Annotated in this window: 12 protein-coding genes and 1 pseudogene; 10 read left to right on the top strand and 3 right to left on the bottom strand. The window is 66.6% G+C overall.

Annotated elements, in window-relative coordinates:
* Positions 1 to 195 precede the first annotated feature (195 nt).
* Positions 196 to 1,157, top strand: a pseudogene (locus tag MZV50_RS26625) (glucokinase).
* Here MZV50_RS26625 and MZV50_RS22610 read toward each other — a convergent pair.
* Positions 1,154 to 2,410 carry a hypothetical protein gene (locus MZV50_RS22610; protein WP_252631583.1) on the bottom strand — a complete coding sequence of 419 codons (1,257 nt, stop codon included), beginning with the start codon at positions 2,408 to 2,410 and terminating at the stop codon, positions 1,154 to 1,156. The pseudogene MZV50_RS26625 and the gene MZV50_RS22610 overlap by 4 nt on opposite strands.
* A gap of 479 nt (positions 2,411 to 2,889) precedes the next feature.
* Between MZV50_RS22610 and MZV50_RS22605 the strand changes: the two genes are divergently transcribed.
* The 4 genes from MZV50_RS22605 to MZV50_RS22590 all read left to right on the top strand — a co-directional run bounded on the left by MZV50_RS22605 (position 2,890) and on the right by MZV50_RS22590 (position 8,654).
* Positions 2,890 to 5,355, top strand: a complete 2,466-nt coding sequence (locus MZV50_RS22605; RefSeq protein ID WP_252631582.1) for an N-6 DNA methylase — start codon at positions 2,890 to 2,892, stop codon at positions 5,353 to 5,355.
* A gap of 17 nt (positions 5,356 to 5,372) precedes the next feature.
* Positions 5,373 to 6,746 carry a hypothetical protein gene (locus tag MZV50_RS22600; RefSeq protein ID WP_252631581.1) on the top strand — a complete coding sequence of 458 codons (1,374 nt, stop codon included), beginning with the start codon at positions 5,373 to 5,375 and terminating at the stop codon, positions 6,744 to 6,746.
* Between the two features lie 336 nt (positions 6,747 to 7,082).
* Positions 7,083 to 8,078, top strand: coding sequence for a HEPN domain-containing protein (locus MZV50_RS22595; protein ID WP_252631580.1), 996 nt, complete (start codon positions 7,083 to 7,085; stop codon positions 8,076 to 8,078).
* An 87-nt stretch (positions 8,079 to 8,165) separates the two neighbouring features.
* Positions 8,166 to 8,654, top strand: a complete 489-nt coding sequence (locus MZV50_RS22590) for a helix-turn-helix domain-containing protein (RefSeq protein ID WP_252631579.1) — start codon at positions 8,166 to 8,168, stop codon at positions 8,652 to 8,654.
* On the opposite strand, the gene MZV50_RS22585 is transcribed toward MZV50_RS22590, so the two are convergent.
* Positions 8,630 to 9,067 (bottom strand): hypothetical protein, encoded by a 438-nt coding sequence (locus tag MZV50_RS22585; protein WP_252631578.1) that lies wholly within the window; start codon positions 9,065 to 9,067, stop codon positions 8,630 to 8,632. The genes MZV50_RS22590 and MZV50_RS22585 overlap by 25 nt on opposite strands.
* 250 nt (positions 9,068 to 9,317) lie before the next feature.
* Between MZV50_RS22585 and MZV50_RS22580 the strand changes: the two genes are divergently transcribed.
* The 4 genes from MZV50_RS22580 to MZV50_RS22565 all read left to right on the top strand — a co-directional run bounded on the left by MZV50_RS22580 (position 9,318) and on the right by MZV50_RS22565 (position 11,804).
* Positions 9,318 to 9,581 carry a hypothetical protein gene (locus MZV50_RS22580; RefSeq protein WP_252631577.1) on the top strand — a complete coding sequence of 88 codons (264 nt, stop codon included), beginning with the start codon at positions 9,318 to 9,320 and terminating at the stop codon, positions 9,579 to 9,581.
* A gap of 123 nt (positions 9,582 to 9,704) precedes the next feature.
* Positions 9,705 to 10,382 (top strand): helix-turn-helix domain-containing protein, encoded by a 678-nt coding sequence (locus MZV50_RS22575; RefSeq protein ID WP_252631576.1) that lies wholly within the window; start codon positions 9,705 to 9,707, stop codon positions 10,380 to 10,382.
* Positions 10,383 to 10,449: 67 nt separating this feature from the next.
* The gene (locus MZV50_RS22570) at positions 10,450 to 10,803 is read left to right on the top strand and encodes a hypothetical protein (protein ID WP_252631575.1); all 354 of its coding nucleotides are present in this window, start codon (positions 10,450 to 10,452) and stop codon (positions 10,801 to 10,803) included.
* A 272-nt stretch (positions 10,804 to 11,075) separates the two neighbouring features.
* Positions 11,076 to 11,804, top strand: a complete 729-nt coding sequence (locus tag MZV50_RS22565; protein WP_252631574.1) for a GntR family transcriptional regulator — start codon at positions 11,076 to 11,078, stop codon at positions 11,802 to 11,804.
* A 4-nt stretch (positions 11,805 to 11,808) separates the two neighbouring features.
* On the opposite strand, the gene MZV50_RS22560 is transcribed toward MZV50_RS22565, so the two are convergent.
* The gene (locus tag MZV50_RS22560; protein ID WP_252631573.1) at positions 11,809 to 13,641 is read right to left on the bottom strand and encodes an ATP-binding cassette domain-containing protein; all 1,833 of its coding nucleotides are present in this window, start codon (positions 13,639 to 13,641) and stop codon (positions 11,809 to 11,811) included.
* 150 nt (positions 13,642 to 13,791) lie between these two features.
* Between MZV50_RS22560 and MZV50_RS22555 the strand changes: the two genes are divergently transcribed.
* On the top strand, positions 13,792 to 14,538 hold the full coding sequence (locus MZV50_RS22555) for an aspartate/glutamate racemase family protein (RefSeq protein ID WP_252631572.1): 747 nt from the start codon (positions 13,792 to 13,794) through the stop codon (positions 14,536 to 14,538).
* Positions 14,539 to 14,574 lie beyond the last annotated feature (36 nt).

The following is a 14,574-nucleotide window of genomic DNA, read 5'->3' as shown; positions in this document are numbered from 1 at the left end:
GTATTCCAACGCCGAGCGCACGCAACCAGGGTAGAGGCAGGCTACTCGCCTAGGCGGCAAGGCGCCGGAGGTCTTGCCTCGCCAAGCCGCCGCTTGCGACATTCAGGCCCCTTGGCGCATGGCGCGACTTTGGCGAGGCTCATAGGATGCGCGAGGCGAGATTTCCGGCGTTGCGCCAAGCCGAGGAGACGATGAATGATCGGGTCCCATGATCCCATCCCCCACGTCCTGGTGGCCGACGTCAATGGCGCTCAGGCCCGCATCGGTGTGGCCGAGCGCGGCCGGGCGCCGCGCGAGGTCATGGTGGCGGACTGCACGAGCCAGGATGCGCTCATCGAACTCTTGGCGCGCGCTCGGGCCGGGTTCGACGGACCCGTGCTCGGCGTGGCCGTCGCGGCGCCGGGCCCTAATCTGAACGGCGTCATCAAGCTGACCCACTCGGACATGCGCCTCGAGGCTGAGACGATGGCCGAGCGGCTCGGCGTTCATCGGCTCCACCTGGTCAACAATTTCACGGCTCGGGCGCTGGCGGTGCCGCTGCTGGAGCCTGAGGCGCTGGAAGCGATCGGCGGCGGCGCCCGCATCGCGACGCGCCGGTCGGCGCGATCGGTCCGTCCGAGACCGGCCTTGGCGTGTCCATTCTCTATCCCGACGGCTTCGTCGGATGGACCGCGGCGGCGGCGGAAGGCGGGCACGTGGATCTGGCCGCCGGCAACGACCGCGAAGCCGAGGTGATCCGCGTGCTGCGCGGCCTGCATGGCCACGTGTCGGTCGAGCACGTGCTCTCGGGACAGGGCGTGTTCGACGTCGCCTTCGCCCTATCAAGCCTGGCCGGCGCCCCGGGGCGTCCGGCCAACCTGGCCGCTTTGCTCGAAGCGGCCGCGCGCGGCGACCCAGTGGCGCGCGAAACTTTCGACCTTGTTTCGGGATGGCTGGGCGCGGCGTGCGGCAACCTGGTGCTGACCGCCGGCGCCCGCAGCGGCGTCTATATCATCAGCGCCACGGTGCTTTCGTGGGGCGACGGGCTGGATCGCGCCGTGGTTCGCCACCGCTTCGAAGCCAAAGGTCGGATGGCCGCCTACCTGCATGACGTGCCGCTCTACCTGGTCAACGAGCACAACTGCGGCCTGTTGGGTCTGACGACGCTGTTCGGCTAGGAGGCGTCAGACACGTCGGTCCAGCTGCGATAAGGCAAGTTCAAGGCTGGGCAGGCGACCTCGCCCGTCGGGGCGTTGGTCAATGGCGCGACCATCGGACCGCTCAGGAATGGCGTCTTCAAGCGACGGCAGAGGTCCAATTCCTTGAGGCTGTCGACCATGGCCACGCCCTGCCAGACCCGCTTGGCGCGATAGACCGCCGCATCCTTCATGAAGCGGGCGATCATCGCCAGCCGCGCGCGCTCGTCTACGCCCTCCAGCACCAGGGTCACGCTGTTGACCACGCCAACCGGCAGGCTCTCGATCCGGAAGCCTGGATCGCTCACATGCAGGTCGATCAGCGAGAAATAGGGCGCAAGAAAGCTGCGGATCTGGCCAATCGCGCCGTAGGACGGCTCGCGCGGCACATCGTAGACGCTGGCGGCCATGCGGGGGCGCAACGCGCGCGGGAACTTCACGATCGCGGCCCGATAGGTCTCGCGCACCGAGGGCTTGACGAGCGACGAGAAGCTGAACGGCAGGAAGATATAGCCGGGTCGCGACTGGTTTAGCTGGTCCTGGGCGGTCTCCAGGCACGCCAGGTCGCGGGCGGTGACGTCGGAATCCTCGAGGGCGCTGAAGGCGTCCCAGGCCACGCGCCAATCGACGCCGCTGCCGACGAAGCGCTCCTTGTTCAAATAGTAGATGCCCCACCAGCCGGTGTTCTGCTGCGGCGCGTCCAGAAGATCGCTGATCCCCCCAAGCGGCGGTTCTGGTTCGATCGCCGCCAGCTCCTCCGCCGGCGGCGCGCCTTCCAGGGGCCCGCCGGGGGGTTTGATGCTGGTGACCGCCTCGGGGGTGATCTTGCAGACCCGTCCGGCGAACGCGCTATCATCCTTGCCCTCCAGCAGCGCTTTCAGCGCTTCGCCGTGGGTGCTGGCGAACCGCATGACATCGGTCTGGTCGCCCTCGAACATCAGGAGAGCGACTTCTCCGGCGCCCTTGTCGCCGAACATCTTGTGCTGCAGGTCGCGGGCCATCCGCTGTAGTTCGCGCGCGTCCAGACGTGTGGCGCGCGGGTCGGCGAGCACGAACGAATAGGGCGCCACGAGACCATAGCGCCGAGGCCAGGCCCACTCGGTTTCGAGATAGGCGTTGGCGACCTTGGCCACCAACGCGGCCAAGGCTTCGGAATCGGCGAACTGTAGATCTTCACCGACGAAAATCTTCAGGCAGGCGATCGCTGTCATGCGCGCAAGATGGCGGCTTTGCATCACGAAATCTATTGCGAGTTGTGCCTCTTTCGGCGCGACCAGGCGTCGCAAGGCGCATGCCAAGGTGCAGGCCTAGGATCGCTGCCGATATGGTGAAGATAGCTTCAGAGCCCAGCAATTCCGGCCCGGCGCGTCTTGGGGACCCACGACGGGATGGCATCGACAATGATCCTCCAATGCGCGGCTTCGGGAAGACCTGCTCGATCTAACGATCCTGGGTGGCGAGGCCATCGTCGACGGCGCGGGCGGCGAGCAGGTGGTCGGCAAGCCCAGCGCTCTGTTGCTCGGCTCGGGGCAGCCGTTGATCCGGCCGCTCCAAGCCTGCCCCCTGGCCTTCAGGCCGCTGGACCGGTGCGATGGCCGTTCCTGGACGTGCGACGCGCAGAGCCCGTCGACGAAGCCAAAAGCTAGTTAGCGGCAAGCGCTGCTTGGCGACGTTTTCGGGCTGAAATCGCATTTGGGGTCAGCTACAGACGCATATGCCAAAGATGCCCGCGCCGCCTGCCACTCCATTTCCAAGCGATGACCTGCACCGCTCCGGCGCACTCGTCTGGGCCCCGCTAAAGCACGAGTGGCGGGACCTGACGGGCAAGCCGGAAGAGGAGGTTCGGCAAGAGTTCGTACGGCATCTCCATGTCGTACTGGGTTATGATCTAGCGCAGATGGGCCAGGAGCTACGCACCCAATCCGGCACGAAATCGGTGCGCGCCGACATCGTCGTCTGGGGCTCGGCGACCGACAAGATTCATGGCGCCTCGCCGAAGATCGTCGTCGAATGTAAGGCCGAGAGCGTCAGCCTCAATCTGAAGGACTACTACCAGGGCGAAAGCTATGCCCGCTCGATGGGCGCTGAGTTTTTCGTCGCACATAATCGCCGGTTCACCGAGCCTTTTGAAGTCGTTCCAGCCGCTCCTGGCAAGTTCAAGTCGGTCGTTCGCATCCCCTCGGCGTCCGACTGGGGCGACGCAAAGCGCATCAAGGCGATCAAGGAAACCCAGCGCGCCTTCAACCGCGCCGAGTTCACGCGCTTGTTGCAGACCAGCCACGACATCATTCGCGACGTCCACAAAAAGGACCCAACGGCGGCGTTCGACGCCATCTCCAAGGTGCTGTTCATTAAGATGTTCGTGGAGCGGTCTGGTCTTCACGGCACCTTCACGACAGCTTATCTCGACAACCGTAAGAAGCTTGCCCTGCCCGGTGATCTGCCGGTGCACCAACAGCTCTTCGATCAGACCAAGAACTTCTATCGGGCCGACAATCTCTTCACGGAGAAGGACACGCTCGACATTTCCGAGGCGACATTCCGGCGCATCGTCGAGACGCTGCAAGCCTTCGACCTCGCCAAGACCGGCGACGACGTCAAAGGCATCGCTTTCGAGAAATTCCTAGGCGCGACCTTTCGCGGTGAACTGGGCCAGTTCTTCACGCCCCGCCCTGTCGTCGATTTCATGGTGGACATGGTCGATCCGCAGGAAGGCCAGCTCGTTTGCGATCCCGCAGCCGGCTCCGGCGGCTTCCTCATTCGCGCATTCGAGCACGTCCGCGCCGACATAGAGGCCGATCTCCAGGCGCAGAAGGATGCAAGGCGCGCCCAAATCGAAGGGCAGGGCCTTGACCCGGAGGTCGAAGCGGACGCCATCAAGGCGGCCTTTATCGAGATCAACCGCGAACTGCTGCCGTCGACTGACGATAACCGGCCGGTCGACACGCGCCTTGGCCGTCTTGCATGGAACTGCATCTATGGCGCCGACGCCGAGCCGCGCGCCGCGCGCACGGCCAAGATGAACATGATCATGCACGGTGACGGGCATGGCGGGATTCATCACCACGACGGCCTCGTCGACGTGAACGGTATTTTCCCGGACCGCTTCGATCTGATCGTGACAAACCCGCCGTTCGGCTCGGCGGTAGGGCGCGACCAGCGCCTTGGCGACAGCGACGAGACCTCCATTACCACTGATGCGGGGCGAATTGCCCAGCATCGCGAACGCTACGGCGAGGCGTGGTCGGAAAACCACGCCCGGCTCAGCGCAGCACAGGAAGCGCGAACGCCTGTGCTTGACCTGTTCGAGATCGGGCGAGACAAGGCCAGCCGCGACACCGAGGTCATTTTCGTCGAGCGCTGCCTGAGCCTGCTGAAGCCGGGTGGGCTCCTGAACATCGTCCTGCCCGATGGCAATCTGAACAATCCATCGCTCAACTGGCTGCGGCGCTGGTGTGAGGGGCGCGCCAAGCTTCTGGCCGTGGTCAGCCTCCCCGAGGAAACCTTCCGGTCCAGCAAGGCGTCGGTGAAGTGCTCGGTCGTGACGCTGCGCCGCTTCACGTCGGAAGACGAGACCGCCTGGCAGGCCGCCTGGGACGCCGCCCACGCCGCCTTGGACGCGACCTTCGCGGCCGAGCGCGACGCGGCTTGCATGGCTGCGCGACAGGCGATCATCACCGGCTCGAACCCAGACGTCGCCGAGGCGATCGCGACGCTGGCGGCCCTCGGCGTCGAGCCGATCGGACCTAGCTGGAAGGCCGGGCCAGTGCCGGCCTATCCTCGCATGGCCGCGCCTTCGCGTCTCGAACCTGTCCGCTGGCGCAATGACGGCGCCGACGCCAAGAAGATTCGCGCGGCAAAGGCGGCGCTGCAGGCAGCTTGGATCGGCCCGGCCAAGGCGGCCGCCGCGGACGCCTCGAGCGCCCTGGCCCGCGACTTGCGCAGGATCGACGCCGGGCACACCGCGGCGCTATGGGCGCACGTCCGCGCCGCCTTCGACTATCCCGTGTTTCTTGCTGCGCCCAAGGGCGTGGGGATTAGCTCGACGGGCGACACCGGGCAGGGAGTGGCCAACGACCTGCCGCAGGTGCTCAAGGCGTGGCGTGCGTTTCGGGCATGGACAGGCGCGGGTGCGAAAGCGGAGGACCTGCCGGATTTTCAAGCGCCCCCCGCTGCCTGATCCGGCAGTGGGGGGAGATGGAAAATTGGGCCGCGCACGAGGTATTGGCGGCCCAGGCAAGCGTGTTCCCGCTCGCGCCCATCGAGGCGCTGGTCACCCCGCGTCTACAATCGACAAGCGCCGAAAAGTTTTCGGACCTAACGCCGATCACCGTCCACCTGACAGGGGAGATCTCCGTTCGCGAACGCGATGAGCCCTTCCAGGGTGCGATGTTCGTTGGATATCCCGGAGACATCGTGTTCTCGAAGATCGACGCTCGCCTGGGCGCGATCGGCGTCATTCCAGACACCATCGGCGCAGCGGTCGTCACCGCGGAATACCCTGTTCACACCCCGAACCCGGAGGCGCTCGACGCGGAGTATCTGAAACTGGTCCTCCGTACGGGCCACTTCATCTCGGATCTTCGCCAAAAGGCCAGCGGCACCAGTGGGCGAAAGCGGGTCTCTCCGGAAGCCTTCCGCTCACTGCGCGTGCCACGACCCAGCCTTGGCGAGCAACGTGCGATTGTTGGCAAGTATCGCGAAGCGCTTGGCCAGGCCCAGGCGCTCGAGAAGGAAGCGGCCGCCAAGGAGGCGGAGGGGGTGCGCCGGTTCGAAACGGCTCTTGGCATCGTGGCCTCGCCCGCACTGCCCGATCGTCCATTGTTCGTCGCCCGCTTCTCGGATCTTGACCGTTGGAGCCACGAAGCGGTCCTGCGTCGCGTCGCCGGCGCCGAGCCGCCGCCCAGCCCCTATCCCATCGTGGCGCTGGAAGACGTGATCGCCGATCTCGAGAACGGCTGGAGCCCCAAGTGCCATCCCCGGCCGGCGGCGGAAGGCGAATGGGGCGTCCTGAAGGTCGGGGCTGTTTCAACGGGGATCTATAACCCGCGCCAGAACAAGGCCCTGCCTGACACTCTGAAGCCTCGGCCGGCGCTCGAGATCCAGCAGGGCGACCTTTTAATCGGCCGCGCAAACATCGCGCGATTGGTGGGGGCCACAGTCTTTGTCGACGATACGCCCGGCCGCCTCATGCTGTGCGACAAGATCTTCCGCGCCCTTCCTCTTCCCGGCGCACCGGCGCGCTTCGACTTCCTGGCCGCGGTGCTGAAGACGCCTTTAGTTCGCGAACAGATCGAGGGCCAACTGACGGGCTCCTCGCCGACCATGAAAAATATCTCCAAACCCTCGCTTTTGGGACTGACCTTTCCGATGCCAACTGACCTTGAGGTGCAAGCTGCGTTGGTCGGGGACCTATCGGCCTCTCAATCGGCCGCCTCCGGTTGCCGCGCGCAGGCCCTGGAAATCCGGCGCGAGGCGTGGCGGGTGTTCGAGACGGCCATTTATGGCGACGCTAGCGTCTCGACCAATCTCGGCCTTCCAGATGAGGTCACCGAGTCGCTCGCCGACTAGTGGCGGGCGGATCCGCCTGTTTCCGGCGGCTTCGCCCCCTCACCACTCCGAACGCTGGCGTCCAGGGGCGAGGGGATTTTGCCAGCGTCGAGCGCGCTCGCCGACGTGCGCCTCAATCCGTGATCCGCTGGGATGGACCTTCTCGAACGCCGAAGGCCAGCAGAGTTCGGTTCGTTTCACGTCATGTCGGAGGCCACGGACTTGCTGACCCTAGATGCTGAACTATAGGAGTTTTCCGTTTGCGGCCTGGGCGGCATGGCGCAAGTTGCTGGCGCCTTCCAACCTCTACGTGTAGACTCTGTTTCGGTATTGTTCCCGCCGTCTCGAGTCGAGTGAATGACCAAGCCCGAGCATCATCGCGCCGCGCGCGCCGAGGAAGCGCTTGCCATGCGGCGGGCGGCGGGTGAGACAGCGGGCATGGCAACGACCCTCGACCATCTGCCGGCGGGAAAGCAGCGCGAGCTGGCCTTCGTGGCGGAGATCCTCAAAGAGGGCTTTGCCGAGGAGGTCGCCAAGCGCTCGGGCGCTCTGGGGCAGGGCAAGATCCTCAAGATCATTCTGTTCGGATCCTACGCGCGAGGCGATTGGGTCGAGGACCCGGTCGGGCGCTATTTTTCGGACTACGACCTGCTCGTGGTCGTCGATCAGGAAAAGCTGGCCGACACCCTGGAGTTTTGGGAGGGCGCCGAGAAGCGCCTGCTCGACGAACTCTCGGCCGGCCAGCGCTTGCGCACCCCCGTCAATTTCATCGTCCATGACCTCGACGACGTGAACGAGCAGCTACGGCTGGGGCGGTACTTCTTCACCGATATCGTGCGCGATGGCGTCGTGTTGTTTGAAGAGCCAGGTCGACCGCTGGCCGAACCTCAAGCTCTCGCCCCAGAAACTGCTCTGGCTGAAGCTCAGGGCTACTACGACGAATGGTTCGGGCCCGCCAGCGCATCGGTGGCTGGAGCGCGTTTCTACCTGGGCGAAGGTCACCCGAAGCTTGCGGCGTTTTCCTTTCACCAGGCGGCTGAACATTTCTACAATTGCCTGCTTCTGGTCGTTTCGCTTTACGCGCCCAAGTCCCACAACCTCGTGCGCCTGCGCGGCTTGGCGGAACCGCTTGATCCGCGCTTGGCCGAGGTCTGGCCAACCGACACGAAGTTCCACAAGCGCTGCTTCGAGCTCTTGCGGGCCGCTTACGTCAAGGCGCGCTATTCGCCGCACTACAAGATCACCGCCGAGGAGTTGGCGTGGATCCAGGGGCGCGTCGAACGGCTCCAGGCTCTGGTTCAGGAGCTTTGCCAGGCGCGCCTGAAAGCGCTTCAGGAGGCCGCGAGCACCTAATTGTTTCTCGTCTGAATCCCGCTGTGTCAGCGCCTGCGGACTGCCCGGTTTTGACCGGGGAGGCGTGAGGACACCAGGGAGATTCCGATGGCTGACATTCAGGACGAGCGCGACCCGGTCGACGTTTTCGTCGGTGCCCGCGTGCGGGCGTTGCGGCGCCTGCGCGACCTGAGCCAGCTGGAACTGTCTCGACATCTGGGCGTCAGCTTCCAGCAGATCCAGAAGTACGAGACCGCCGCGAACCGGATCAGCGCCTCGATGCTGCACAGGATCGCCGCGCTGTTCGACGTGCCGGTTGGGGCGCTGTTCGACGGCGCGCCGAGCGACGATCAACGCGGCGTCCTGCCGGGGCCCGCCGATCCGGCCCAGGCGCCGGGCGTCGACGTGCTGGTGAACACCACCGGGGGGCTTGGCTTGGCCGAGGCGTTCCTGCGCCTGCCGCCGGCCCTGCGCGCGCCGTTGGTCGACGTCGCCCAGGCCCTGGTCAAGCTGGGTGATGTCGAGCCAACGTCGGAACCTCCCGCCGAGCGCGCCGAGCCGGTCGCAGCCGGCTATGGGCCGGGTTCGGAGCGATGAGCGGCTCGCAAGGCGCGGGCCTCCACCACACTCCAGCTCAGGGCGGCCAGGAAGATGAAGTAGAAGATCCACAGCGAGATCACATAGCCCCGCGCCATCAACGTCGGGTCCAGGATCATGCCCAGATGCGCCATCACCGTCGCCAGCTCGACCCCGGCGGTCAGGATCAGCCACGTGCGGTCATAGCGCAGCGCCAGGCCGATCAGCAGGACACAGACACCGAGGTCAACGAGCGCCACGCCGGGCAGCGGCCAGCGTCCATGACTGAGTTTCTGGGCCAGGGGCGTGATCAGGAAGGCGACGAGCGAGGCCAAGGCGGCGATCCGTTCGGGCACGCCGCCGCGCCAGACCACCACAATCGTGACGATCGGGGTCAGCACCAGCCCCAGGGTCTGTATAGGCGAATGGGACATCAACGCCTCCCGCAAGAAAGGGACGTCGAAGCGCCGGAGCGGTCAAGTCGCGCTGTACGGCGGCTGATGGGTATAGTTCGGCTTCGCGCAAAACTGGCTTTGGGTTCAAGCGCACGTCATCGGCGTGCATCGCTATGGCGCCAAACCTTGGATTGTGCCAGAACGGACGCGCCGGCGTTTGTCCGGGCCTTCAAGGTGCTGTTTTCCCGGCATGACGTCGTCTCGCTCCTGATGTGATGGCTACGTCCCCATGCCTTTCCTGACCTCCAAGACCTTCGAGCATGCGGGCCGGACCTTCGAGATCCGGGCCGAAATCTCGGACACCGATCCGGGTCATCTCGAAGCGGTCGTCTATCTGGACGGCGCTCTGGCCTGGCTGCCCTATCCGGAGGGCGAGCAGGCCTTGCCCACCTACGGAGCGTCGTTCTCACGAAACCTTGGTCCTGGCGATCGAGCCCTGGCCGCGCCGCTGATGGCGGCCGCCGAAGCCGATTTCCGCCGTCTGCTGCGTTAGCGGGCGGCAAGGATGGCCAGGGGAGCAGGGCTGGGCCCAAGACTTGCGAAGTCCCGTCCTGTCGTGAGCTAATAACGTCTACGCGGAGGTTGGTCCGCCTCGCGTTGCGTGGGTGCGCTTATGATGAGCCGCTTTGACAAGCTGACCCCGCGCGAGCACGACGTCCTACTGGGCGCGGCCCAGCTGAAGTCGTCCAAGGAGATCGCCTTCGATCTCAGCCTGCGAAAGGCCACCGTCGACAAGCATATCGCCAGCGCCGTGGGCAAGCTTCAGACCGGCTCGCGCCGCCAGGCGGCCATGATGCTGGTGGTCCATCTGCGTGAGGCGGGCCTACCTATTTTGTACCAGGGGCGCCCGATCCCCCTTCCGTTCGAACCCTCGCCGTCGGCCAATTCCATGGCCAAGGGAGATCTCCATGTTCGAACCGATGGAAATGGTGCCAGCCTTTCCGGCGATCAGCTGGAGCGACCTCGAAGCGATCTACGAAGACCTGGCGATCACGCCGGCGGAGCAGGAGGCGGTGCAGCACTTGCTGAAAATCACCCGGCTCTTGAGCTGCCACCTGTCTCCGCTCGATCTGATGCGCGAGATTATCTGCATCGCTTTCGTTCTGACGCCCGCGAGCGATCATTCGCCCAGCGGCCGCGATTTGCCCCGCAAGGCCGGTCCAAAGCCGAGCGGTTGATCCTGATCCTGGCGGCCGCGCTGGCGTCCGTCGTGCTCGCGCTCGTCGTCCTGGCGCTGGTGATCCAGGTCGGCCACCTGTCGGACGCCTACGACGCCTGGCTCAGGCGCCGCTAGCGCGCCGGCGTCCTCCAACGCTCACCCTTATCGCAAGGAGCCCGCCCGCCGGCGGGATCGAGACCTCATGCAAAGACGAGACATCGCCCAATCCGTCGCCGACGCCCTGTTCGAGGCCGAGCAGGCCGTCGACCTGGCCCTCGAAAAGGCGGCCCTGTTCATCACCCATACTTCCAGCCTGCGCCGCGATCACAATTTCTCGGCCGTGCTGGGCCACGAGGGCGTCGCCGCCGTCGCTCGCTCGATCGAGACGCTGGGCCAGACCCGCTCGCACATGATGAGCGCCCATGCGGCCCTGGCCGCCGCGGCGCCGCAGATCGGCGTGCGCCCGGCCACCCTGCACGGCACGGGCACAGACAAGCCCGACGTCGACGCCCCGACCGGTCAGATCGCCCGGCCGCGCGCGGTGGCCGAAGCCTAGACCGCCCAGGCGGTCTGACCGCGCCGGCGTGGCCCGCCTGACCCCGAGGGGCCGGCGGCCGGCAAGGCCGGCCGGCCGCCTCAACGGCGCGCCGCCCTTCGGGCGACGGCCGGGCCGAGTTCGCGCGTGAGGCGCAATCGCAAAGGGAGATTTCTCTATAGGTTGTGTGTATGTTACAGTTTCGTTGGGGTTGAACTCGCGCCTCGAAATCATCTGCACATCCGTTTTTTCAAGAGCGTGGCGAGTCCTCCCAGTGTTGAGGTGCGGTGCGTATGACCAGATTGCCCACGTCGGGCGAGGCCGGCGGAAAGTCCGCCGCGGCCTACGTCCGCCTCAAGGAATTGGCGGTGCGCGGAGAGCTGCGGCCGGCCCTGCAGCTGCGCCCCGCAGATATCGCGCGCCGGTTCGGCTTTAGCGATACGCCCATCCGTGAGGCCCTGGCGCGCCTCTACGCCGAAGGCTTCGTCGAATGGCGCCGCAGCCAGGGCTATTATTCCAAGGTCTTTACCGAGCCCGAGCAGCGCGAACTGCTGGAGGTTTGCCAAGATTTCTTGGTGGCGAGCATCGCCGGGCTGCCCAGCCGTCCGGAGGCGATGATTCCGCGCCCGCTCACCGACATGTCGCCGACGGTGCTGGAGCGCGATGACAGCGCCGAATTCATCGCCGCCCAAGTCGAGGGTCTCTATATCGGACTCGCCGAGGCGGCGGGCAACGCGACGCGCCTGGACATGGTGCGCCAGATGATGGAGCGCACCCACCTGGTGCGGGTCCTGGATCTGCGCGCCGTGACTGTGGCGCGCGCGACGATCGATGTGGTCGTCGCTATGGGCGAGGCCTTGCTGACGCGCGACCTCGACGCGGCCGAGCGCGCCGGCCGTCAAGCCGTGCGATCACGCTTGGACCGTCTGTCCCATCTGGTCGGGGAGGCCAACGCCCAGGCCGCGACTTCGACCTTCCCCGACGACGGCTTCGGCCGCCCGTGGCGCACGGCGCGGCTCTAAAGGACTAAAGAGACGAGGCCAAGGACGCGCGGTCGTCGAGCGCGACCGGCGCGACCGAAAAGGCCTGGGCCCGCCAGAGACGGGCATAGACGCCACCCATCGCCAGCAGCGCGCCGTGGCGCCCGCGCTCGACGACGCGTCCGGCCTCCAGCACCAGGATCTCGTCGGCCCCGGCGACGGTGGCCAGGCGATGGGTGACCACCAAGGTGGTGGCGCCTTGTGACAGGCCCGCCATCGCCTCCCACACCGCCCGCTCGGTGCCCGGATCGAGCGCGGCGGTCGCCTCGTCGAAGATCACCAGTCGCGCCTTCTTCAGCGCCGCCCGGGCGATCGAGACGCGCTGCTTTTCGCCGCCGGAGAGCTTGAGGCCGCGCTCGCCGACCCGCGTCTGCAGCCCGTCGGGCAGGATCGCCAGCAGCGGCGCCAGTCTCGCCGCCTCGGCGGCCTCGGCGATGGCCTTGGGATCGGCGTCATCGGCGGCGAGCGCGATATTGGCGGCGATGGTGTCGTTGAAGAGGATGGTGTCCTGGGAGACCAGGGCGATCTGGCGGCGCAGCGCCGCGAGCGAGAGATCGTCCAAGGGGGCGCCGTCGAGCCGGATCTGGCCGGCGCTTGGCTCCAGGAACCGCAACGCCAGGCGCAGCAGGGTCGACTTGCCCGCGCCCGAAGGACCGACGATGCCGATCGTCTGGCCAGGGGCGGCGCGGAACGAGACCGCGTCCAGGGTCTGGCGACCGGGATAGGCGAACGAGACCTCGTCGAAGACGAGCTCGGCGGGCGTCGACGGCGCGGGGAGGGCGCTCTCCCGAGCGCCGGTCTCGCCCTCGGCCGGCTCAGTCAGGATCGCCCCGATCCGGTCGAGATAGGCCAGGGCCTGGCCGATGTCGCGCACCGCGAACCCGAGCATCTCCAGGGGGCGGATCAGCTGCAGGAGATAGGTGTTGATCAGCACGAAGGCGCCGAGGGTCAGGCCCGCGCGCAGGACCTGTAGGCTCGCGAGCAGGTGGGTCGCGGTCATGGCCAGGGCGAAGACGCCCGCCACGGCCAATCCGCCCGCCAGCCGCCGAGCAAGATAGCGCCGCCAGTGGGCCTCGGTCTTCTCCAGCAGGGCGTCGTACCGGCGCGCATAGCGCTGCTCGGCGGTGAAGGCCTTGATGGCCTCGATGTTGAGCAGGCCGTCGGCCGTGGCTCCTCCGACGTCGCCTTGCGCGGCCGAGATGCCCTTGACCGCGCCATGCACGCCAAAGGCGCTCCAGGCGAATACCGCAGCATAGCTGGCCAGCGAAACCAGCAGGACCAGGGCCATGCCAGGCCCCAGCACCGCGCCCAGAACGACGCAGGCGACGACCACCTGGATGAGCACGGGGGCGATCGACAAGATCGCATGCGTCAGAAGCAGCCGTAGGCCCAGCACTCCGTCAGCCAACGCCTGAGCCAGAGCGCCGGACTTGTTGTCCAGATGGAAGGGCAGGGGCAGGGCCAGTATGTGGGCGTAGGTCTGCGCGCCGAACCGCCGCACCAGACGCTGCTCGCCGCGGAAATAGGCGTAGCTCTGGATCTGCTCGCAAAGCCGCTGGACGAGGAGAGCCCCGACATAGGCCCCGACGCCCGGCGCGAGCAAGGCAAGGCTCGGCGTCGCGCCCGCTGATAAGCGATCGACCAGGATCTTCAGCGTCAGAGGCGCCAGGCCGGCGGCCAGGCCGCCGAGGCTGACGATGACCAGCGCCAGTACCAGCCAGGCGCGGGCGCCGCCGCGCAACGCGCGGGCGATCTGGACGCCGATCGCTCGCGCGGCGGCGGGCCTGGGTGAGCGGCGATGACGAACATCCTCCGGCATGTTGTCACGACACACCCAATCGACGGTTGTGTCCAGCGCCAGCTCGCCCCGTCGCCAGGGTGATCTTTGTGTGAATTATGAAAATTCCTACTTTTCATGGGTGATAAACTTGCGCTAGTTCGCACGCCATTCCGGCGGGAGAGCGACATCATGCGGACCCTGGGCCTGATCGGCGGTTGCAGCGCCGAGGCCACCAGCCTCTACTACGCCGGTCTGAACCGCGGCGTGCGTGCGCGCCGCCCGGGCCATGGGGCCAAGCTCCTGCTCTGGTCGTTCGACGTCGAGGCGATCGACGCCCACTGCCGGACCGGCGACTGGGACGCGGCGCTGGCGGACTTCGCCGTCGCGGCGCGTTGGCTGGAAGAGGGGGGCGCGCAGGGTCTGCTGATCTGCACCAACACCATGCACAAGATCGCCGATCGGTTGGCTGGCATGATCACCATGCCATTACTGCACATCGGCGATGTCACCGCCGAGCGAGCACAGGACCTGCGCGTGCGCCGGCCGCTGCTTCTCGGCACCCGCTACCTGATGAGCGAGACCTTCTATCGCGAGCGGCTCGAGCGTCACGGCCTCGATGTCGTCCTGCCCTTGGCCGCCGGCCAGGACCTGGTCCATCGCATCATCTACGAGGAGCTGATGGACGGCCGGGTCGAGACGGCCTCGCGCGTGGCGCTGAAAGCGATCGTCGAGGAGGGCTTAGCGCGCAGGGCGGACGCGGTGATCCTGGCCTGCACAGAGCTTGGTCTGGCGCTGCGGTCGGGCGATGTCGATGTCCCGCTGCTCGATACCGCCCAGCTTCATGTCCAAGCGGGGGTCGCGTTCATGCTCGACGACGCGCCGCTCGCCAGCGGAACGCGTTCGCACGTCTCCAGCGGGGCTAGCGCGCGGGCCTGATTCCTCGGCTATAAACGCGCCGATCTTGGATTGGGC

Origin of the sequence: Caulobacter segnis (assembly GCF_023935105.1) — a bacterium.
GTDB classification, from domain to species: domain Bacteria; phylum Pseudomonadota; class Alphaproteobacteria; order Caulobacterales; family Caulobacteraceae; genus Caulobacter; species Caulobacter segnis_B.
The sequence above is the reverse complement of the archived record's forward strand: the minus strand, read 5'-3'. Positions and strand labels throughout refer to the sequence as shown.